Raw genomic sequence first — 19,836 nt, forward strand, 5'->3', positions numbered from 1 at the left:
TGTCGCATGACAGGGGCGTATGGCAGCTATCGCCGTTGAAGGCTTGTGCTCAGCGCTTGCGCGGCTTGCGTGGCGCCTGCTTCGCTGGCTTGGAGGCCGAGGAGGCATCGGGCTCACTCTTGGCTTCTGCCTTGGCCGCTTTCGGCTTGGCGGCTTTCTTCGCTGCGCTTCCCGTAGAGGAGGCCGGCGAGGCAGTCACCTCTGCCTTGGCATCCGCATCAGCCCTACTCTTGGCTACCGGCGCCTTGGTGCTACCGGCCTCGAGCAGGTTATTGATTTCGTCCCTGGCCGATGCCTCGGCCTTGGCGCCAGTCACAATCGTTTCGTGCAGCTTGGCAAGGGCCTCGCGACTCTCGGCTGGGTCAATCCGCTCCAGCGCCTGACCGAACAGCTCCTGAATGTGCGCGTAGCGCCTGCGAGCATCCTCGGAGAGTTCACCGCTGGCGGCGAGCACATGATCGATATGCTCGAGGGATTCTCGAATGGTATCGGCCGACTCCCCGGCAAGCAGCTGCGGTATCGCGTCCAGGGCAGCTTCTCGGTCCAGCTTGAGTATGAAGAACTGATCCCGCACCAGATCCTTGAAGTCCGACAGGCTGCTTCCCGGCTCCAGTTCGGCGCGCGTCGCACGCAGGCGCTTGAAGTTGCGTTCGTCGGTGGTTGGTGCTCCACCCAGCACATGAATCACCGAACGCATCAGTGCCTCGTGCACACCGCCCTCGGCCACATGGCGCCGCAGCTCTTGCTGTCGCCGCTCGATGAAGCGGCGGTGTTCAGGCTCGCTACCGGGCTGCCTGCGGTGAACGTGAGCATCGCCGCCGAGTCCCACCATGGCCTGCAGCAGAGGCTGGCCGTACACGGCCAGGAAGAGTTGCTCGATGCTCTGGTCGCGCATTGCGCGCCAGGCATCCAGGCCTTGCGAAATCTGCCGCGACACCGCCAGCTCAAGGCTTCTCAGCAGGTTGGTATCGTCGATGGGGTGGCGGTCCCGACGCACCCAGTCGGCCACTACCGGCAGGGGCACCGACAGGGGGTTGCGGTCGGAGTGCAGCTTGTAGCCCATCCGAATCGGATGCAGGCGACGCATGAGGCGTGCCGCCTCGGGAGTGATCATCGCGCGAATCCAGGGCTGCACGAACAGCCGATATAGCCCCAGGTTGATCTCCGAGATGCGTGCCACGGTGGCAAAGCGCGTGTCGTCATCGACGCGATGCTTCAGGACATCGCGATTAAGACCTTCGATGGAGCGCGCCTTGAATTCGAGTAGATAGTCGCGCTCGAGCAGCTCGGCATCATCACGCTCCTTGGCACTGGTGACCGTGGTCTCGTAGAGCCCAGGCGGCAGCACATCGATGTAGTCGATGTTCGCGGTGAATTCCGCATGCTCCTTGCGCGACACGCTGCCCGAGACAAAGATGCCCAGGTGACCGGTAGAGTCATGCACACAGTAAACGATAGTCTGCTCACTGGCGATGATGTCATCGACCCCACCATAGAGATCCCTGACCCAGCCCAGCGCCTGCGGCGGCGGGGTAATGTCGTCGCCCTGGGAACAGAACACCACCACCGGGGAGCGTACGTTGCGCAGGTCGATGCGACGACCGTCGGACGTCACCAGCTGGGCCGTGGAGAGCCGGTTGCCGACGAACAGGTTATCGACAATGTACTGGATCTCTTCGCCACCCAGCACGACATGACCGCCCCACCAGCGCTCGAAATTGAGATAGCGTTCGGCCTCGCTATCGACGTTGGCGTAAAGGCGATACTGCTTGTCCCACCAGGTATTGGCGGGATTGAGGCGCTCGAAGTTCTGCACCAGCAGGGCACCGTCGAACAGGCCGTCGCCCAGGTCGCTGGCCAAGGTCGTCATCCAGCTTCCACCGGTCATGCCGCCGGTATAGCGCATGGGGGCCTTGCCCCGTTCACCGGCCCAGTAGGAGAGAGGCGCACCGGCAATCAGGATCGGCCCGAAGCAGTCGGGCTCGAGCGACGCCGCCATCATGACCTGCCAGCCCGCCTGACAGTTGCCCACCACCATGGGCTTCTCGCTGCATTCGGGATGTTCGTCGATCACCCGGCGCAGAAACGCGATCTCGGCTTCAACGACATCCTCGACGGTCTGCCCCGGCTCGGGATAAGGGAGAAACCCGATGAAGTAGCAGGGGTGACCGGCGCGCAGGGCGACGCCGATTTCGCTGTCGGGCTTGAAGCCGCCGATACCCGGCCCATGCCCGGCGCGGGGGTCAACCACCACGAAGGGACGCGATTCGGGATCGATCTCCACCCCGGGCGGGGGCAGTATGCGCATCAGCTCGTAGTTCACCGGCCGCGGCAGGTCGCGTCCGTCCATCATCACCTCGGCATCGAAGCCAAGAACGTTGGGCTTGGTCTGCTCTATGTGCTCGAGGTACTGGTTGCCGCGCTCGCGCATTACGTCCATGTACAACACACTGCGTTCGACCGCATCGCGCCAGTAGTCGAAGGCGGCACGGCCAAAACCGAAGGGGTCCAGGAAACTGAGCGCCTCGGTGGGCGGTGTCGGCATCAGTGGGTTCATGTTCGACTCCAATGTGACCTTCCACACTCGGAGCGTGGACAGGCGGAGAATATATGCTGCACTGCAACAAGCATAATACGCCCTGCGCCGGTTCAGCGCAGCCGTTTTTGTCGATTTTTTGTATCTGGAGTTACCGAGGAGTCACTCGAAGTCATCTTGTCATCGTCCCCAGAGGGGTCAGGTTCGCCATACCATTCTCTCAGTGCCCGGCGCTCCCGGCGCTGCGCCTCAGCCTCGTCCCGCCCCCAGGTCAGCAGCCGCATGCCAGCTTCCCGGGCAGCCTGGTCGAGCCTGACGCCCGGCCCTCCCCCCAGGTGACCACTGCCGGGCGACAGCAGACGCCAGCGCGCCTGGCCTGGACGCCCCGGACCATGCCCCATATGCCCGACCCTGGGGCGCCGGAGCCGCTCGCCGGACACCAGGCGAATCTGCTCGACGGCCAGATCGAGCCCGCTCAGCACCTCGGCCAGACCTTCATAGCCCGTCAGACCAGGGCGCATGGCAACGAAGCCAAGGCGATTATTGGCCAGGGTAAAGCTCAGCGTTGCCAAGCCGACCAGGCCAATGGCTTTCGCTCCTTTCACGGCGAGCTGGCCCAGGTAGGCGCGTTGCTCTGGCGTCAACCGCTCGCTTGGCGCCACCGCGAAGTCCTCACCCAGCCATTCATGCTCGACCAACGCCAGCGCCTGACCGCGCTCGTCGGCCAGTACCGGCAGGTGAACTCGCGCGGCACAGGCTTCCGGCTCGCCAAGCGGCAGTCCTGCTTCGAGCATCCATTGGCAGGCGGCGCTCGCATCGCACATGGCTGTGATGAACGCTTCACTCGGGCCAATGAATGCCAGCCCTGAACGCGAACAGGCCCGGGCCAGGCGACACTGGTCGTCGGCACTCATTTCACCCGGATGCACGGCGTCACAGCCCAACGCCCGGGCTCGCTCCATCAGCGCTTCACCGGAGACACCATCGGGGCCGCACCAGGCCAGCCCCAGTTCTGTGCACGCCTGACCGGCACGCAGTCCCGCAATGCCGCTGCCGGCCAGCATGACGCGGCGCCACCGGTGCTGACGCAGCACTTCGTTATCAACGCTGTGCATTGACTCGATTCTCAGGCAAGGTCGCCGGCATGACCCGCTGTGCCGGCGGTGATAGCATGACAGGGGCCCCGCCGGGCCTCACCCTTTCCTCTCTGCAGGTCCAACGATGACGACGCCAAGGCTGCTCAACCGCCTGACCTTTCGCCAGCTGCAGGTCTTCCAGGCCGTGCATCGCCAGCAGTCCTATTCGCGGGCTGCCGAACAGTTGGGCCTGACCCAACCAGCCGTCAGTGCGCAAGTTCGCCAGTTGGAACAGGCCCTTGGCCAGCCGCTGTTCAAGTACACCGGAAAGACACTGCATGCGCTGCCCGCCGCGGACGCCCTGGCGGCGTCGACCCAGGCCATCTTCGGCCAGGTATCGCGCCTGCAGATGACCCTGTCGGACCTGGACGGCACCATCTCGGGAGAGCTCAACCTTGCGGCCGTGTCGACCGCGCAGTATGTCGTGCCCCACCTGATCGCCCGCTTTCGTGCACACTACCCCAACGTGCAGGTCCGGCTTCAGGTGTGCAATCGCAGCCAGGCGCTGGAGCGCCTGGCGGCCAAGCGGGACGACCTGGTGATCATGGCCATGGTGCCCGAGGACAACGACAACCTGGTCTTCATGCCGGTACTGGAAAATGAGCTGATTCCCATCGTCTGGCCCGGCCATCCGCTGCTGGAAGCAAACGCGCCCACCCTGGAGGACCTGGCTCGCCATTATCTGCTGATGCGAGAGTCGGGTTCCGGGGTTCGCACCGCCTTCGAACAGCTCGCCGCCGAGCAGGACGTAGCACTTCAGCATACCATGGAACTGGGCACCAACGAGGCGATCAAGCAGGGTGTCATGGCGCACCTGGGCGTGGCGGTGCTGCCACGCCTGGCCGTCCGGCTGGAGCTTCGCGCGGGACTGCTGGCCGAACTGCCACTGCCCGGTTTCCCCCTGCGCCGCTCCTGGTGCACGGTCTATCCCAGGGACCGCTTCCCCACACCGGTCACCGAACTGTTTCTGCGCTTCGTGCGCGAACGGCTGGGCGAGATCGAGGCGCATTTCAAGGCGCCGCCACAGCCGATACCCGACCATGGTGTGGTCTGCTTGCCCATGCCGTCCGATTGAGCGACTTGCTCCTGCCACGAGACAGCGTCGCTGTGCCAGCCCGGCTTGAATATGATAGATTACGGACACTGCGACTAACGTATCAACCTGCCAGCCCTATGGCCTGCCGCCCGCCCCGACCGAACCTTTTTCGCGGTGCATGCATGGCACTGGCAGGCGCCGAGTGGAGGGCTCACACCCTATGAGCGACAACGCCTCAAACCGTGTGCCGAGCGGCGCGAAATTCCGCACCGAACACGGCTTTGCCGCCATCAAGGATGGCATCAAGCAGCGCAACCAGGCCGAGGAGCGAGCGGAGCCGGGACGCAAGCCTCACTGGCTGCGGGCCCAAATACCCGGCGGCGGCCGCTTCGAGGCGGTCAAGCGCAACGTCAACGAACATCGCCTGAGCACCGTGTGCGCCGAGTCCCACTGCCCCAACATGGGCGAGTGCTGGAGCAACGGTACCGCGACCATCATGCTGATGGGCTCGGTGTGCACCCGGGCCTGTCGCTTCTGCGCCGTCGATACCGGCAACCCCGGCGGCTGGCTCGACAGCGAGGAGCCGGCCAACACCGCCAAGTCAGTGGAACTGATGGGACTGCGCTACGTGGTGTTGACCTCGGTGGATCGTGACGACCTGGTCGACGGCGGTGCCGCCCACTACGCGGCTTGCATCAAGGCCATCAAGGCGAATACCCCGGCCGTGGTCGTCGAAGCCCTGACCCCCGACTTCGATGCAGATCCGGCCGCCATCGAGCGGGTGGTGGATTCCGGCCTCGAGGTATTCGCCCAGAACGTCGAGACGGTAGAGCGGCTGACCCACTACGTGCGTGACCCCCGCGCCGGGTACCGCAAGACCCTCGACGTACTGGCCCACGCCAAGCGCCATCGGCCCGACGTGCTGACCAAGACCAGCCTGATGCTGGGCCTGGGCGAGACCGACGAGGAGATACTTGCCACTTTCGACGATCTGCGCGCCATCGATGTCGACATCGTCACCCTCGGCCAGTACCTGCGCCCCACCCGCAACCACCTGCCGGTGGAGCGCTGGGTCAGCCCCGAGGAGTTCGAGCGCTACCGGCGCCTGGGACTGGAGAAAGGCTTCATGGAGGTGGCGTCCGGCCCCCTGGTGCGCTCCAGCTACCGTGCCGACCGGGTGTTCGAAAAGAACAACCTGGGCCTCGCGGCCCCGGCCGAAGTTCCCGGGCAGGAGCCCGACGCCAACCGCATTCAGGCCATCAACGTGGGCTGAGAACCGCAAAGGCCCGGAGCATGAGACGCAGAAGGCGACCCGCGGGTCGCCTTCTGCGATTGTGGCACGCCGTCGCTTCAGGCGGAGTGCACGGCACCGGGGCCGGCCGGCATGTCGTTCGATGCCAGCAGCGCCCGCCCGAGCTGGCCGGCCAGCTGTCTGGCGAGCGCGGTGCCGACCTCCTCGACGCCGGGCGGAGTCTCAACCAGGTCGGCGAGGCGGGTCATGGCCATGCCGGCATAGCCGCAGGGGTTGATGCGCTGGAACGGGGCAAGGTCGGCGTCGACGTTGAGGGCCACCCCGTGATAGCTCGAGCCGCGCCGAATGCGCAGGCCCAGCGAAGCGATCTTGGCCTCGCCCACGTAGACACCGGGAGCGTCGGGCCGCGCCCGGGCTTTCACCCCATAGTCCGCCAGCACGGCAATCACGGCATGCTCCAACGCGCTGACCAGGTCACGTACGCCAAGCCGGTTGCGACGCACATCGAGCAGCGGATAGAGCACGACCTGCCCCGGCCCGTGATAGGTCACCTGCCCGCCTCTGTCAGTCTGGACCACGGGGATATCGCCGGGCATCAGCAGGTGCTCGGGCTTGCCCGCCTGCCCCTGGGTGAACACCGGCTCGTGCTCGACCAGCCAAAACTGGTCGGGAGTGGAAGCGTCGCGGGTATCGGTCAGGTCGCGCATGGCCTGCCATACCGGCAGGTAGGGCCGGCGCCCCAGGCGATATAGCACGATCGGCTCGCCGCGGCCTTGCTGCTGAGGCGCGGCCATCACACGACCATGTGTACACGGCCGGTGGCCTTGAGCTCGCTGAACAGTGCCTTGAGCTGGGGCTCGCCGGTGGCGCGCAGGGTCAGGCGCACCGACAGAAAGCGCGCCGTACGACTCTCCACCACTTCGATGGCAGTCGCATCGAAGCCGGGATCGTGCCGTGACACCACCTGGCAGACCACGGCGGTGAAGTCCTCGCTGGCGTCACCCACCACCTTGATCGGGTAGTCGCAGGGGAAGTCGATCTTCGGCGCCGCCGCCTGGGCCGGCTGACGGAGGTCGCGTAGCTTATCGTCTGACATGGCTCTCTTCGATTCGGGCAGTTCCCGACCATTTTACTCAACTACCTGACGGCAACCAAGGCGGGCTAGAACCACCCGCCCACCAGGTTGCTGAAGAAGCGACGCACCTGATCGAACAGGCGCTTGAACAGCCCCCCTTCCTCGATCGACTCGAGCGCCACCAGGGGGTGCTCCCCCACGACCTCCTCACCCAGGCGAACCTCCAGGGTCCCTACCCGATCGCCGAGGCTGACCGGCGCAGTGAGGTCATCGCGAATGTCGAGACGCGCGCTGAGCTCCTCATTACGCGCCCGCGGCAGCGTCATCGCCACGTCGCTGTCGACGCCAACGCGCAGTTCGTTCTTCTCGCCTCCCCAGATGCGCGGCGAGTTGAGCACGGCACCCTGGTCGTAGAGCTTCAGGGTCTCGTAGTAGCGAAAACCGTAGCTGAGCAGCTTCTGGGTTTCCTGCGCGCGCGACTCTTCCGAGCTGGTGCCCATCACCACCGAGATGAGACGCATGTCGTCACGCTTGGCCGACGCCACCAGACCATAGCCCGCCTCCGTGGTCCAGCCGGTCTTGAGCCCATCGACGGTAGGGTCGCGCCACAGCAGCCGGTTGCGGTTCGGCTGGCGGATGTCGTTGTATGTGAAGTACCTCTCGGCATAGACCGCGTAGTGCTCGGGATAGTCGTTGATGATGTATTGCGAGAGCAGCGCCATGTCGCGGGCCGTGGAGTACTGCTCGGGATGCGGCAGTCCGGTGGAATTGGCAAAGCTGGTGTTATGCAGCCCCAGGCGCGTGGCGTGCTGGTTCATGAGGTCGGCAAAGGGCGCCTCCCCTCCTGCCAGGTGCTCGGCCACGGCCACGCTGGCGTCGTTACCCGACGAGATGATGATGCCGTAGAGCAGGTCGCGGATCGACACCTCGGTGTTGACCTCGATGAACATCTTGGAGCCGCCGGTACGCCAGGCGTTTTCACTGACGCGAACCTTGTCGTCGAGGCTGATGTTGCCACGATCCAGTTCCCGCTCGACGAGATAGGCGGTCATCAGCTTGGTCAGGCTTGCCGGTGGCAAGCGTTCATCGGCATTGTGCTCGACCAGCACCCGGCCACTGTCGGCATCCATCAGGATCCACGATTTCGCCGCGATCTGCGGCGGGGCCGGAATCATCGTCTGTGGCTGGGGCACCGCCTGGGCCAGAGCCTGCGAAACGACCAGCGTCAGGCACAGCAGTGCCAGGATCAGAAGTCGCGAACGGAAACGGGAAAACAGCACTCGCATGGGCATGGATCTCATCGCTACGTCGTCAAGAAAGGTCAAAGGATAAAGACGCTGATCACTCGGCGCCGTTGACAATAAAGGCTTGATCGAAACCGGCCCGCCTCAATTCAGTACGCACGGGTTCGATCTTCCCGGCATCGGCCAGGGGACCGACCTGTACACGGTACATACCGGTGGCATCCGCGACCCGCACGGGATGCGACAGCTCGTTTTCCAGGCGTGCCTTGAGCGCCCTGGCACTGTCAGCCGAGCCCAGCGCCGCGATCTGCAGATAGATCGGCGCGGCCCCTTCGCCGGAGCTGCGGGAGCCATTGGTCGAGGCCGCGGCATCATTCGAGGCTGCCAAAGCCACCTCCTGCACCGCCTCGTCCCGGCCACCCTCGTCCTGGCCAACCTCCGTTCCGGCCGCAGGTTGGACAGCGGCGACGGTTTCACCGTTCGCTGCGTTACCGGCATTTTCCGCCAACCAGGCCTCTGCATCGATCGCTTCGACTTTGACCCGGCCGGTGCCACGCTCCAGTATGTCGAGCCGCGCAGCAGCAGCATAGGAAAGATCGATTTCCCTATCATTGTGGAAAGGCCCGCGATCGTTGACCCGCACGATGACCGAGCGACCGTTGTCCAGGCTCGTGACCCGGGCGTAGGTGGGCAGCGGCAGCGAACGGTGCGCGGCAGTCATCTTGAACATGTCATAGATTTCGCCGTTGGAGGTGGCATAGCCATGGAACTTCTCGCCATACCATGAGGCGGTACCCTGCCGCGCGTAGCCGCGGGCGTCCGGCAGCACGTTGTAAGTCTTGCCCCAGACCTCGTAGGTCGACCGGTTGCCCCCGCGAGAAAGTGGCTCGATCCGCGGCACGGCGTCCGGCACCTGACTGACATCGGGGGGGGTCATGGGATAGGCATCGCCGCTCATGGCGTAGCGCTCGCCGCTTGCCGGGACGACAGCCGTTGCCTTGACGGTGTCATCTCGCTGGGCCGGAGTTTTCGAGCCGCTCCCGGCGCAGCCCGCCAGCAGCGTCGTCACGACCAGTATTGCCCACCCGATCTTCACGGCATGTCCTCCGGCTGGGCATCCAACGCCGAGGACAGCGTGACAACCCCTAGCTCGCGCATCGCCGCAATCTCTTCGGCCAGCTCGGTCACGGCCATGGCATAGAGATGGCTATGGTTGTAGCGGGTGATGACGTAGAAATTGTGGTGGCCCAGACGATAGCGCCAATCGCTGTCGCTGGTTTCCAGCGCCAGGGGGATCACTGCGGCGTCCTCCTCGTCAGCGCTCTCGGGCGAGATGCCGGCCCGCTCCAGGTCCGCCAGCTCGGCATAGGGAGGCTGGGTGCGGTTGAAGTCGATCTCTCCGGGAGGCTCCGCAGGACCTTCCGCCTCGGCATAGATCGGCTCGCCAGGGCGCCAGCCATGCACGGCGAAGTAGTTGCCTACGCTGCCGATGGCATCGATCGGGTTGGTCCAGAGATTGCGCTGCCCATCACCGTCGAAGTCCACCGCATAGGCACGATAGCTGGTGGGAATGAACTGTGGGTAGCCCATGGCACCGGCATAGGACCCCTTCAGGCTACCGGGTTCCACCTGCTGCTCGTGAGTAATCTCGAGAAAGGCCGCCAGCTCGCCGCGAAAGAAGTTACCGCGTACCGGGTGGTGAAAGGCCAGCGTGGCCAGGGAGTCGAGCACCCGGTGGCGCCCGGTAAAGCGCCCATAGCTGGTTTCGACACCGATGATGGCGGCGATCATCTCCGCAGGCACGCCGTACTCCTCCTCGGCGCGCTGGAAGGCCTCCTCATGGGCCTCGATGAAGGCGGCACCACGCTGGATGCGCTCCGGCTGCAGGAATATCTCACGGTACTCATCCCAGCGCAGGCGTCTTTCCGCGGCACCCTCCATGGCGTCGAGCACGCCCTGTTGGAATACGGCATCGTTGAGTGCCGCCTCCAGCCAGTCGCGATCGATGCCTTGCTCGCTGAGTTCGCTGACCATCTGCCTGGCCCCTTCATGCTGAGTCGGGGCAAAGTCCGCCGCATACAGTGGCGCTGTCACTAATCCAAGGAACGTTGCCGCCAACGCGGCAGCCCCCTTGCTTTTCCACAATGGCGTCATGCTTGTGCCACTCCCTGACCGGGGCCTAGTCGCTCGAACCCATGCCGCTGGCCGGCTAACGCGGCAGCAGGCGACGGTGTCCATGAATGGACATGAGAATACCGAATCCCGCCAGCAAGGTCACGCTGGAGGTCCCCCCATAGCTCACCAACGGTAGCGGAACGCCTACCACTGGCAGGATACCGCTGACCATCCCCACGTTGACGAAGACATAAATGAAGAAGGTCAGGATGATGCTCCCCCCGAGCAGCCGCCCGAAAGTTTCATGCGCGGCCATCGCCAGCCACAGTCCGCGCAGCACGATCAGCAGATAGAGGATGAGGATAAGCAGCATCCCCACCAGGCCGAACTCCTCGCCCAGGACGGCAACGATGAAATCGGTATGCCGCTCGGGCAGGAATTCGAGCTGCGACTGGGTGCCTTGGAGCCAACCCTTGCCCCACGTGCCCCCGCTGCCAATGGCGGTGGTCGACTGAATGATGTTCCAGCCGGCACCAAGCGGGTCGCTCTCCGGATTGAGAAAGGTCAGTACGCGCTGGCGCTGGTAGTTATGGAGGTTCATCCACAGCAGCGGCAGCGCCGAGGCGGCGGCTACCGAGAGAAAGGCGATAAAGCGCCAGGAGAGTCCGGCCAGCAGCACGACGAAGACCCCGGCGCAGGCGACCAGCAGCGATGTTCCCAGGTCGGGCTGCTTGGCGATGAGCATGACCGGCAGGCCGAGCAGCACACCGCAGACGATGATGTCCTTCCATCGCGGAGGCAGCTGGCGACGACTCAGCCACGCGGCCAGCATCAGCGGCATGGCCAGCTTCATCAGTTCGGAAGGCTGGAAGCGTACCACCCCCGGGATCACCAGCCAGCGCTTTGCGCCCATGCCGACATCACCCACCAGCTCGACAGCCACCAACATCAGCAGGCCTACGCCATAGACCAGCGCCGCCCAACGCAGCAGCGTGACAGGCTGAACCTGCGCCAGCACCAGCATTACCACGACGCCGACCAGGAAACGGGTTCCCTGGGCCATGACCACTTCGATGCGCTGGCCGCTGGCGCTGAACAGCACTGCCAGACCGGATACCATCAGCACCAGCAGCAGCAGCAGCAGCCAGGGATCGAGATGCGTTCGCTCCCACAGGCTCTTGCGTCGCGAGATCCCGCTTTCCGGCGCCTTGACCGGTCGGGCCCGCAGCCCCTTCGTCAACGCCATCAGAGCCATGGTTCAGTTCCCCGCCACGACACTGTCGTCGCTGTCCATCGCCTCGCGGATTTCATCGGCATCGGGCGCCTCCTCTTCAAGCAGCCAGGCATCGGTCATGGCGCGTGCAAGGTGGGCAGCATGGGTGCTGCCGCCGCCAGCATTCTCGACGATGACCGAAACGGCAATCTGGGGATCCTCCAGCGGGGCAAAAGCCATGAACAGCGCGTGATCACGCAGGCGCTCGGCTAGCTCCTCGGCGTTGTAGCGCTGATCCTGGCCCAGGGAGAACACCTGGGCAGTGCCCGACTTGCCCGCCATGCGATACTCGAGCCCCACCCCGGTGCGCCTGGCCGTCCCCTCGCTCCCAGTGAGCACCTTTTCCATACCGGAGAAGACCCGGTCCCACCAGACATCGTTCTGGACGTGGATATTGCCGGGGGTGTCCGGCAGCTCCGACTCTACCGGCTCATCGCCGATCAGGCTGGCCAGGCGAGGCTTGACCCACTGGCCGCGATTGGCAAGCACAGCGGTGGCGGTTGCCAGCTGCAGCGGCGTGACCTGCCAGTACCCCTGGCCAATGCCCACCGAAAGCGTCTCGCCGGGATACCATGGCTGGTTGAAACGGGCGCGTTTCCAGTCGCGTGACGGCATCAGCGCCCCGCTCTCGCCGAACACATCATGTCCAACCCGCTGACCGAAGCCGAAGGCAGTCATATGCTCGTGCAGGCGGTCTATGCCCATTTCATGGGCAAGGGAGTAGTAATAGGTATTGTTCGATACCGCAATGGAACGCTCCATGTCCACGCGGCCGTGCCCCCAGCGCAGCCAGTTGCGGTAGCGGCGGCTATCGTTGGGCAGCTGGTAAAAGCCGGGGTCATTGATCGTCTTGTCCGGAGTAATCACTCCTTCCACCAGGCCGGCCAGGGCGAGAAAGGGCTTGATCGTGGAGCCCGGCGGATACTGGCCGCGAATGGCGCGGTTGAACAGCGGCAGGTCGATGTCCTCCTGCAGCGCGCGGTAGGAGGCGAAATCAATCCCGGTCACGAACTGGTTGCTGTCGAACCCGGGAGCGGAAACCATGGCCAGAATTTCACCCGTCTGGGGAACGATGGCCACAATGGAGCCGCGCCGACCATCGAGCAGATCATAGGCCAGCTTCTGCAGCTCTCTATCGAGTGTCAGGGCGAGGTTCTGTCCCGGCACCGGATCGGTGCGCCCCAACTCGCGCAGGACGCGACCCCGGGCGTTGGTTTCCACCTGGCGCAGCCCGGCCTGCCCGTGCAGCACATCCTCGTAGTAACGCTCGACGCCGGTCTTGCCGATGAAATGAGTGCCAGCATAGCGACCTGGATCGAGCGTTCTCATCTCTTCCGCATTGATGCGGCCCACGTAGCCCAGGGCGTGCGCCATGATCCGGGAGTCGGGGTAGTAGCGCAGCAGTTGGGCTTCGACCTCGACCCCCGGCAAGCGATGCCGGTTGACCGCCAGCCGGGCGATTTGCGTCTCGTCGAGATCGCTCATCAGCAGCGCAGGCTGGAACGGCCGCTGGGGCTGGCGGGCGCGGATGCGGAAGCCTTCCGCCTCTTCCGCGCTGAGCTCGAGCAGCTCCTGCAGCCGGTCCAGCGTGGCATCGAGATTGCCGGCCCGTTCGCGGATCAGGGTCAGGTTGTAGGTTGGGCGGTTCTCGGCCAGCAGGACGCCGTTGCGATCATAGATCAAGCCGCGGGTAGGCGGCAGCGGCTCCACCCTCACCCGGTTCTTTTCCGAACGGGTGCTGTAGACCTCATGCTGCACCACCTGCAGGTAGACCAGCCGCCCGGACAGCAGCCCGGCCAGTATCAGGATCGTCAGTGCAGCCAGCATGGCGCGCACTCGAAAGATGCGCAGCTCCTGCTCGGGATTCTTGAGGGTATCTCGGCGCTCGCGCATGCCGGCAAATGATCTCGACTCAGTGTTCTAGGTAAACCGACGCTCAGCGGTGGTAGGGGTGGCCTACCATCAGGGTCCAGGCGCGGTAGAGCTGCTCTGCCACGACCACCCTGACCAGCGGGTGCGGCAGCGTGAGCGGTGACAGCGACCAGCGTCGGTCTGCTGCCGAGGAGAGCTCGGGCGCCAGGCCATCGGGGCCGCCTACCAGCAGCACCACGTCACGCCCTTCATGGCGCCAGCTCTCAGCCTGCTCGGCAAGGCGCCGGGTGCTCCAGGGCCGACCCTCGACCTCGAGAGCGACCGTCAATTCATCGCCGCGAAGCCGCTCGCGGATGCGCTTGGCCTCGAGGGCGACCGCCTTTGCCGGGCCGGTATTCTTGCCACGCTGCCCCGGGGCGATCTCCTCGATTTCCAGACTGAAGTCACGCGGCAGGCGCTTGCGATACTCCTCGACCCCCTCGTTGACCCAGGCGGGCATACGGGTACCGACCGCCAGCAGGCGAACCCTCATGCGCTCCCGTGCTCCTGCTGCTGCTCGCCATCGCTGGGCAGGTCGGCCCAGAGTCGCTCCAGGTCGTAGAGTGTTCGCGTCTCGGGCAACATGACATGGACCACGAGATCCCCGAGATCGACCAGGACCCAGTCGGAACCGCTCTGCCCCTCCACCCCCAGGGGCTGGTTCCCCCTGGCCTTGGCCTGTTCGACCACATGCTCGGCAAGTGCCGCCACGTGACGCGTGGAGGTCCCGCTGGCCACGATCATCAGGTCAGTGACGCTCGTCAGCCGGGAGACATCCAGCAGCGCGATATCCTTGGCCTTGAGGTCCTCCAGTGCATCTACTACCAGGGTCTTGAGCGAATCGTTATGCATAGCCCCTCATCAACGGGAAGTCTTGGACGCCGCCATTGTAGCGTCTTGAGCCATCGCTGGCAGCGTTCAAATCTGCTGGTAAAGCGATTTGGCCATGATTCTTCGCTCAACGGCTTCAGGCAGCAGGTAGCGTATGCTGCGGCCCGCAGCCAGCCGCTCGCGTATCGCCGTCGCCGAGAGGGCCAGCCGGGTGGGGAGCGCCAGGCGCAACAGGCGACCCGCAGGGCGCTGCATCAATGCCTCAGGACTATCGACCTCCCTCCCGGCAATCAGTTCGCTCAATGCAGGTGAAAGAGGACAATCGTGGTCGGGACGGTCGATGACGACCAGGTGGGCCAGCGAAAAAAGGCGTTGAGGCGTATGCCAGTCTGCCAGGCGCAGGAAGGCATCGTGCCCCAACGCCATCACCAGTCGTGCCTGAGAGCCATACTCTTCACGCAAGCCGGCCAGGGTATCGGCAGTGAAGGAGGGGCCGTCGCGCTCGAGCTCGCGGCCATCGGCCACGAGCCCTGGCGTATCACCGATGCCCAGCTCGAGCAGGGTCAAGCGCTCCTGCGGCGCTACCTGCGGCGCATCTCGCAGCGGCGGGATGCTGGCAGGCACCATGTGCACCCGGTCCAACCCGAGAACTTCTCTCAGCTCGACGGCGCTGCGCAGGTGCCCCAGGTGGACCGGATCGAAGGTGCCGCCCAGCATTGCGACTCGCGGCGGCTGTAGCGGCTTGGTCGCTTGCCGGGACGGCACCGGGCAGCACTGGACAGTCACTGACGAACCTGACCGTCGCCCAGAACCACGTACTTGCGGGTAGTCAGGCCTTCGAGACCGACCGGCCCGCGGGCGTGCAGCTTATCGGTGGAAATGCCGATCTCGGCGCCCAGGCCGTACTCGAAGCCATCGGCGAAGCGGGTCGAAGCGTTGACCATCACCGAACTGGAGTCGACCTCGGCCATGAATCGGCGCGCCAGGCCATAATGCTCGGTGACGATGGCATCGGTGTGATGCGAACCATAGCGATCGATATGTTCCATGGCCGCTTCGATGCCATCCACCACGCGAATTGCCAGCACCGGCGCCAGGTACTCGGCATGCCAGTCCTCTTCGCTGGCGGCAGTGATAGTGTCGAGGATCGCCCGGGTGCGCTCGCAGCCCCGCAGCTCGACACCATGCTCCGCGTAGGCGCTGGCCAGGCGCGGCAACAGCTCCTCCGCCACGGGGGCATCGATCAGCAGGGTTTCCATGGTGTTGCAGGTGCCGTAGCGCTGGGTCTTGGCGTTGACGGCGATGGCCAGCGCCTTGTCCAGTTCGGCAGTGGCATCGACGTAGACGTGGCACACCCCGTCCAGGTGCTTGATGACCGGGACTTTTGCTTCGCGCGAAATCCGCTCGATCAGGGACTTGCCCCCACGCGGTATGATCACATCGACATACGCAGGCATCGAGATCAGCTGCCCGACCGCGGCACGATCGGTGGTGGCAACGACCTGAACCGTCGCCTCCGGCAACCCGGCCTCGCGCAATCCGCGGCGAATGCAGGCGGCAATCGCCGCATTGGACTCGCGCGCCTCGGAGCCCCCACGAAGGATACAGGCATTGCCCGACTTCAGGCACAGGCTGGCTGCCTCCAGGGTCACGTTGGGCCGAGACTCGTAGATGATGCCGATCACGCCGAGCGGCACGCGCATCTGGCCGACCTGGATGCCGCTCGGGCGCGAGCGAAGGGCGTCGATCTCACCGACGGGATCAGGAAGCGCCGCCACCTGATGCAAGCCCTCGAGCATGGCATCGAAGCGCGCATCGTCCAGGGCCAGACGATCCAGCAGCGCCGCATCCAGCCCGCTTTCCTGGCCTCGCGCCAGATCGGCGGCATTAGCTGCCATCACCTCGCTGCGGTGATGCTGCAACTGTTCTGCCATCGCCAGCAGGGCACGGTTCTTGTCACCCGTCACGGTACGGCGCATGCGGGTGGCAGCGGCTCGAGCCGCCTGGCCGAGGTTCGTCATGTAGGTGGCGATATCACCGACGTCACTGTCGGTGCGTTCGTTATGAGAGGCGTGAGCGGTCATGCTGAGTGAAGTTCTCCTGGGCAGGGCGCCACACGGCGCTACGGGCGTTATACTGGCGCGACACCACGTCGGACTCCATAGTAAGGCACCATGCAGAGCAAGTACAAAGTCGGGCTGATGCGCCTGAACCTGTGGGCCGCAGCGCTACTTTTGATCCTGCTGGCCTTTTTCTCGGAACAGCTCTCCAGCGGTAGCTTGCTGGCACTGGCAGGTGCCTGGCTGATGGTCACGGCAAGCCTGCTCGAGCTGAGTCATCGCCGCCCCGCCGCGGTACCCTGGCAGCTGCTGCCCGGCCTGCTGCTGGCCGGGCTGCTGCTGGTCGACCCCGAACGCCATGCCCTGTGGCTATGGGTATGGCCTGCCCTGCTGATGCTGCCGCAGCCCGGCTGGGTACTGGCCTTGAGCTGCGCCCTGGCGGGCCTGTCCTGGTGGAGACTGGCCGATCTGCTGGGTATCGAACAGACCCTGTTCTCGGGCCTGGTGCTGCTACTGCTCATGCTCCTCGGCCTCGCGCACAACCGCAACCTGATGCCGACAGGATCACCCTCGCGGCAGCGCATGCGCCTGGTGCCAGGCCTGCCACTCTGGAGTCGCCAGCAGCTGACGAGCGACCTGCGTCGTGAGCGCGCACGCTGTCGTCGCGAAGGCGTGCACGGTGAGCTGATGCTGGTGCATACGCCACGACGACAGTTCTGGACCATGGCACAGGAGCTGTGCCGCCTGACGCATCAGTTCGAGAATTGCTACCGCCTGGACAATCGTACCCTGGCCACACTGCTGCTCAGCCGTGACGGCACCCAGGCCGGCGAGCGGCGTCAGACGCTGCTCAACGCGCTACGCCCCAGGAGCAAGGTACGCTTCATACCCCTGAGCCACATCACCACCCTGGAGGAGCTGGCAGTGCGCTTCGAGCGCCAGCAAGAGCCCACCCGGGTGGAAGCGGAGCTCCCCCATGGATGAAAACCCCAACCTGGCGATACGCTTCGGTGCTGCCTATGGGGCAGCCACCCTGTTGCTGGGTACCTACGCAATGTGGCGATACCTGATGGGGGATTACGACCGTATTCTGCTTCCCGCCTCCCTGTCCCTGGTCATGCTGGTTGCCTGCCTGCTGCGCCTTTCTCGCGTCAGCCAGGTGCGCCTGCCGGCCTACCTGACATTGATCGTCGGTTACCTGATGCTGGCCCTGGAGCTACCCTGGCTGGACAAGAGTGGCGTCATGTGGCTGGGCCTGGCACCACTGCTCACAGTGCTGCTGCTGCCGCTTGCCTCCGCCATGCTGCTCAACCTGCTGCTGGCCCCCGCCTGGCTACTGCTGATCGATCATCCCGCGGATATCCACCTGGCATTGAGTTATGGTGCCATCGCTCTGGTAGTGGCCCTGGTTCCCTGGGAACAGCGACGCCAGCAGGTGCTGCTCGATGCAACCAATCCGCAGGACCGCCAGTGCAACGCCCTGGCACGGGAGTCGCTTCACGAACTGCTGGTCAGCGAGTACCAGCGCACCCAGTTTCTCGGTCAACCGCTGGGCGTGCTGGTCGTCCACTTGCCCCAACTGGAAATGGCCAGCGAGCAGTTCGGCGGCCGGGCTCGCCAGTCGCTCCTCGATGCCCTGTGCCTGGCGATTCACCGCTGCTCGCGCCGCCACGACTTCCTGGGACGCCAGGGCAGCGCAACGTTCTGGCTGGTGCTCCCGGATACCAGCCGCAGCGGTGCGCAGATGGTCCAGCAGCGCATAGAGCAGTCGTTGGAGAGTACGGTGCTGGTGGACACCGGAACCTTGCGCGCACAGATTGGTCACTGCCAGCGCCTGCCCGGCGAAAGCTGGCCACGCTTCGAACAGCGCTTGCTGAGCCTGACACGACAGTTCTGCGATACCTAGGGAACACTGCGCCTCGGCGCGGCCTGAACAAGGAGCCGATGCTTGAGCTTGATCGAAACCCTGCAGCAGCTCGCCCCCTCCCCAACGATGCTGCTGTTCCTCGTTGGCATCATTGCCCTGCTGGAGTCGCTCGCCCTGGTCGGGCTACTTCTGCCCGGTGTGGTTCTGATTACCGCCGTCGCCTCGCTTGCCGGCCATCAGGACCTGGCCATCACCTCACTGTTGCTGGCCGCCTTCATCGGCGCCGTACTCGGCGACGGGATCAGCTTCGCCCTGGGCTACAGCCAGCGCGAGCGGGTGACTCGCCTATGGCCCCTGTCACGCCATCCCGAGTGGCTGGCCCGCGGCGCACGCTTCTTTCAACGCTATGGCAGCCTGTCGGTCTTCTTCGGTCGCTTCGTCGGCCCGGTGCGCCCCGTGATTCCCTTGATTGCGGGCATGCTGCACATGTCGCCACGCGCGTTCCTGTGGGCCAACCTGGCATCGGCAGCACTGTGGGCACCTGCCTACGTGCTGCCTGGATACCTGCTGGGGCAGACCTGGCAGCAACTGCTGACTTTGCCGCCAGGCCTTGAGGAGCTGCTGCTCACGCTGGCCATCGCCATCGTCGTGCTTGCGTTGGCTTTTTCATGGCTACGTCATCAGGTGAGTCGCTCAGGGCGCGTTTATCGGGTTCTGGCCAGGGCCGCCAGGCTGCATCCCAGGCTGCGCCGGGCATGGTTGAAGCAGAGCTGGCGCCGGGGAGAGGTTCCCCTGGCCAGCTGGCTGTTGCTGATCTTTTCTCTTGGCGGGCTCTCCGGCCTCACTATCACCGTCATTCGCCAGCGCGGTCCTTTCCCGCTCGATCGCGAGGTGCACGCCTTCTTCGACGATCTGGTCGTGCCCTTGCTGCCCGAGGCTGGCCAGTTGCTGGCACGCATCGGCGACATGTACGGCATTCTCGCCCTGGTGCTGCCTTGGGCAGCCTGGCTGCTGGCCAGGCGACACCTGGCAGCCTTCGCTCACATAGCCGCCGGGCTTGGCCTTATCGCCTTGCTCAACACGCTGGGCAAGGCACTCATCGGCCGGCCTCGACCGGACACCCCGGACTACCTCACCGGCTCGCTGGCCTACCCCAGCGCGCACGCCTCGTCCGCCGTGGTGCTGTACGGCCTGGCCGCCGCCTTCATTGCTCATGAACTGCCTTCACACCGCCGCTTCTGGGTTTACTGGACGGCCATCGCTCTGGCACTGCCCATGGCGCTGTCACGCCTGGTGATCGGCGTGCACTGGCTGTCGGACCTCATCGGTGGCGGTCTGCTGGGGCTGGTGGTGTGCGCCCTGGTGCGGCTGGCCTGGCAGCGCAAGCCTCGCGCCTCGCTCGCCCCTTGCCCCTGGCTGGCCCTCAGCGTGGCTTCGCTGATTCTCGTTGCCACCCGGGTCACCTTGCTGCCGCCAGTATGATGCCGACGCGGCTAGGCG

At 65.0% G+C, this 19,836-nt stretch carries 18 protein-coding genes; 5 read left to right on the plus strand and 13 right to left on the minus strand.

Annotated elements, in window-relative coordinates; translation table 11 throughout:
- Positions 1-49: 49 nt before the first annotated feature.
- Positions 50-2,557, minus strand: coding sequence for a DUF3141 domain-containing protein (locus tag H1D44_RS07315; RefSeq protein WP_181514193.1), 2,508 nt, complete (start codon positions 2,555-2,557; stop codon positions 50-52).
- A 92-nt stretch (positions 2,558-2,649) separates the two neighbouring features.
- Entirely contained in the window at positions 2,650-3,651 is a 1,002-nt protein-coding gene (locus H1D44_RS07320) for an ATP-binding protein (RefSeq protein WP_181514194.1), read from the minus strand.
- Between the two features lie 106 nt (positions 3,652-3,757).
- Here H1D44_RS07320 and H1D44_RS07325 point away from each other — a divergent pair, with 106 nt between their 5' ends.
- Positions 3,758-4,747, plus strand: a complete 990-nt coding sequence (locus H1D44_RS07325; RefSeq protein WP_181514195.1) for a LysR family transcriptional regulator — start codon at positions 3,758-3,760, stop codon at positions 4,745-4,747.
- A gap of 181 nt (positions 4,748-4,928) precedes the next feature.
- Complete coding sequence (gene lipA / locus H1D44_RS07330) at positions 4,929-5,981, plus strand: lipoyl synthase (protein WP_181514196.1); 1,053 nt, start codon at positions 4,929-4,931, stop codon at positions 5,979-5,981.
- A 77-nt stretch (positions 5,982-6,058) separates the two neighbouring features.
- On the opposite strand, the gene lipB is transcribed toward lipA, so the two are convergent.
- The 11 genes from lipB to H1D44_RS07385 all read right to left on the minus strand — a co-directional run bounded on the left by lipB (position 6,059) and on the right by H1D44_RS07385 (position 16,493).
- Entirely contained in the window at positions 6,059-6,754 is a 696-nt protein-coding gene (gene lipB, locus H1D44_RS07335; RefSeq protein WP_181514197.1) for a lipoyl(octanoyl) transferase LipB, read from the minus strand.
- Positions 6,754-7,056, minus strand: a complete 303-nt coding sequence (locus H1D44_RS07340) for a YbeD family protein (RefSeq protein WP_181514198.1) — start codon at positions 7,054-7,056, stop codon at positions 6,754-6,756. The genes lipB and H1D44_RS07340 overlap by 1 nt, the downstream gene beginning before the upstream one ends.
- A gap of 65 nt (positions 7,057-7,121) precedes the next feature.
- Complete coding sequence (locus H1D44_RS07345) at positions 7,122-8,321, minus strand: D-alanyl-D-alanine carboxypeptidase family protein (protein WP_181514326.1); 1,200 nt, start codon at positions 8,319-8,321, stop codon at positions 7,122-7,124.
- 55 nt (positions 8,322-8,376) lie between these two features.
- The gene (locus tag H1D44_RS07350) at positions 8,377-9,375 is read right to left on the minus strand and encodes a septal ring lytic transglycosylase RlpA family protein (RefSeq protein ID WP_238984437.1); all 999 of its coding nucleotides are present in this window, start codon (positions 9,373-9,375) and stop codon (positions 8,377-8,379) included.
- On the minus strand, positions 9,372-10,433 hold the full coding sequence (mltB, locus tag H1D44_RS07355; RefSeq protein WP_181514199.1) for a lytic murein transglycosylase B: 1,062 nt from the start codon (positions 10,431-10,433) through the stop codon (positions 9,372-9,374). The genes H1D44_RS07350 and mltB overlap by 4 nt, the downstream gene beginning before the upstream one ends.
- A gap of 55 nt (positions 10,434-10,488) precedes the next feature.
- Positions 10,489-11,649 carry a rod shape-determining protein RodA gene (gene rodA / locus H1D44_RS07360; RefSeq protein ID WP_422671657.1) on the minus strand — a complete coding sequence of 387 codons (1,161 nt, stop codon included), beginning with the start codon at positions 11,647-11,649 and terminating at the stop codon, positions 10,489-10,491.
- A 3-nt stretch (positions 11,650-11,652) separates the two neighbouring features.
- Positions 11,653-13,560, minus strand: coding sequence for a penicillin-binding protein 2 (gene mrdA, locus H1D44_RS07365; protein WP_181514200.1), 1,908 nt, complete (start codon positions 13,558-13,560; stop codon positions 11,653-11,655).
- Between the two features lie 43 nt (positions 13,561-13,603).
- Positions 13,604-14,071, minus strand: coding sequence for a 23S rRNA (pseudouridine(1915)-N(3))-methyltransferase RlmH (gene rlmH, locus H1D44_RS07370; RefSeq protein WP_181514201.1), 468 nt, complete (start codon positions 14,069-14,071; stop codon positions 13,604-13,606).
- Positions 14,068-14,430, minus strand: a complete 363-nt coding sequence (rsfS, locus tag H1D44_RS07375) for a ribosome silencing factor (RefSeq protein ID WP_181514202.1) — start codon at positions 14,428-14,430, stop codon at positions 14,068-14,070. Before rsfS ends, rlmH begins: the two co-directional genes overlap by 4 nt.
- Positions 14,431-14,496: 66 nt before the next feature.
- Positions 14,497-15,126 (minus strand): nicotinate-nucleotide adenylyltransferase, encoded by a 630-nt coding sequence (gene nadD / locus H1D44_RS07380; protein ID WP_181514203.1) that lies wholly within the window; start codon positions 15,124-15,126, stop codon positions 14,497-14,499.
- 65 nt (positions 15,127-15,191) lie between these two features.
- Positions 15,192-16,493, minus strand: coding sequence for a glutamate-5-semialdehyde dehydrogenase (locus H1D44_RS07385; protein ID WP_181514204.1), 1,302 nt, complete (start codon positions 16,491-16,493; stop codon positions 15,192-15,194).
- 90 nt (positions 16,494-16,583) lie between these two features.
- On the opposite strand from H1D44_RS07385, the gene H1D44_RS07390 reads away from it, so the two are divergent.
- Genes H1D44_RS07390 through H1D44_RS07400 form a run of 3 tightly spaced genes read left to right on the plus strand, consistent with a single transcriptional unit; the run spans position 16,584 to position 19,818 of the window.
- Positions 16,584-17,453 (plus strand): hypothetical protein, encoded by an 870-nt coding sequence (locus H1D44_RS07390; RefSeq protein ID WP_181514205.1) that lies wholly within the window; start codon positions 16,584-16,586, stop codon positions 17,451-17,453.
- Positions 17,446-18,375 (plus strand): diguanylate cyclase domain-containing protein, encoded by a 930-nt coding sequence (locus H1D44_RS07395; protein WP_181514206.1) that lies wholly within the window; start codon positions 17,446-17,448, stop codon positions 18,373-18,375. Before H1D44_RS07390 ends, H1D44_RS07395 begins: the two co-directional genes overlap by 8 nt.
- Positions 18,376-18,417: 42 nt before the next feature.
- Positions 18,418-19,818 (plus strand): bifunctional DedA family/phosphatase PAP2 family protein, encoded by a 1,401-nt coding sequence (locus H1D44_RS07400; protein WP_181514207.1) that lies wholly within the window; start codon positions 18,418-18,420, stop codon positions 19,816-19,818.
- Positions 19,819-19,836: the final 18 nt, after the last annotated feature.

The sequence above is a fragment of the Billgrantia kenyensis genome (assembly GCF_013697085.1).
Classification (GTDB): domain Bacteria; phylum Pseudomonadota; class Gammaproteobacteria; order Pseudomonadales; family Halomonadaceae; genus Halomonas; species Halomonas kenyensis.